This is a genomic window from Morganella sp. GD04133, assembly GCF_029835375.1.
GTDB lineage: Bacteria > Pseudomonadota > Gammaproteobacteria > Enterobacterales > Enterobacteriaceae > Morganella > Morganella morganii_B.
In genome coordinates, this window is the sequence record NZ_JAODZS010000087.1 from 1 (window position 1) to 1,528 (window position 1,528).

General features: G+C 42.1%; 2 protein-coding genes. Both read right to left on the reverse strand.

Going from position 1 to position 1,528, the window contains the following annotated elements:
- Nucleotides 1-194: 194 nt before the first annotated feature.
- Complete coding sequence (locus N7387_RS21145; RefSeq protein ID WP_279800935.1) at nucleotides 195-479, reverse strand: hypothetical protein; 285 nt, start codon at nucleotides 477-479, stop codon at nucleotides 195-197.
- A 209-nt stretch (nucleotides 480-688) separates the two neighbouring features.
- A complete protein-coding gene (locus tag N7387_RS21150) occupies nucleotides 689-1,273 on the reverse strand; it encodes an antirestriction protein ArdA (protein ID WP_279800936.1) in 585 nt (194 codons plus the stop codon).
- Between the last annotated feature and the right edge of the window lie 255 nt (nucleotides 1,274-1,528).

Here is a 1,528-nt window from a genome sequence, read left to right on the forward strand (position 1 = left end):
GATGGAAACCATCTTTTTACTGTGAGCTATTTGGCTGCGCTGTAGCATGGTTGCTGGCTTATTTATGAAACCAGCGTGATATATGCTTACCTCAGATCTCTTGTTATCTCATCGCTCCCGCGTCAGGAAACATAAAAAAATAAATGTACGGCAAAACGGATACCTTAAAGGTATCCGTTTACTGACTCTGTCAGCTAATTAAAGGTATGTCCGCAGGATGCGCATTTAAAACGGTCGAAGACCATACCGTCCAGTGAAGAGCCGGTGACGGCACCGATAGCAGCCCCGGCGACAAAACGGCTGAGCAGCATGGCGATATGAGACCCTGACAGTGTATTGATAACAGGTTGTTCTGATTCAGTCTCTGTTGCATTTAAGGTACCGGATACGCCGCCGAGGATTGCACCTCCTTTTTTGCCGATATGCCGCTCATGGGTATAAGCAGAATGACATAACGGGCAACGGATAAAATTTTCCATTAATAGTGTCCTTTTTGGTTTGGTTAAAATAAAAAAGCCCTTCTCGATGAAGAGAAGGGCTTTCTGTCAGATAGGTATTAGGCAATAAAATATGTCATGGCTAAATAGTGAGCATGATTACATTTTTAGCCGTAAGCTATTCCGGAAGAGGGCGTTCAGAATGTTGTGTTACGATAATGAGCTTCCTCGCTATAACACGGTTATCCTGTCTACCCGTCCGTATGATAAACATATCCGCCACCGTAAAAAATTCCCCCTTGTTCAATGCAGATATCACGTCCATAGCGTTCATAATCAAAGTAATGTGCTAAGCCACCGAATTGTGCCAAATCATAACAGCCGCTTTCCTGAATCCAGTAATAGCCCAGGTCGTATTCATTATTCACATGGTCTAATCGCTGAATAACCGCTAAATTACCGGTTAAATTAATCAAATCATGAATTGAGCTCACTGAGTCACCGATTTCAATCGCTGCCTGATAAAGACGCATTTCATCATGCGATAATGCAGCTAACTGAGTGGCTAATTCATTCAACTCCTCTAAAGCGTTATATTCTGAAATATAGGAAGAAAGGCCATCAATTGAGGACTCATAGTCCGTCAGGAAATACTCTTCATAGCGAATGCCATCAATACCAATACGGGCTAAACAGTATTCGATCTCTTTTGAGGTTGCCGGAAGCTCAAGCCACTCACCAACCAGTTCACCTTCGTTATATTTTCCTAAATTCGTGATAAAAACAGAAATCATCCCCGATTTTAGGCATGGGGAAGCCGTCGTAGTTATGCACATATTCATTTCCTGTTATTGATGTCTTGCGTTTTTATAAACAGCGATATTTTGAGAAAGGGGACGATCCCCCTTCACTCAAAACGGAGATGTCGATATGGCTGAAAAATAGCCACGGGCTTTAAAAATTAATTAATAACTTTTTAGATCAGGATGATGAATTGGTTCATAGATCCGATAACACGTTATGTTTTCTGTCATGATTTCCTTCCGGGTTGGTCAAAACGAAAAAAGCCCCTGTCCATCAGGACAGGGGCT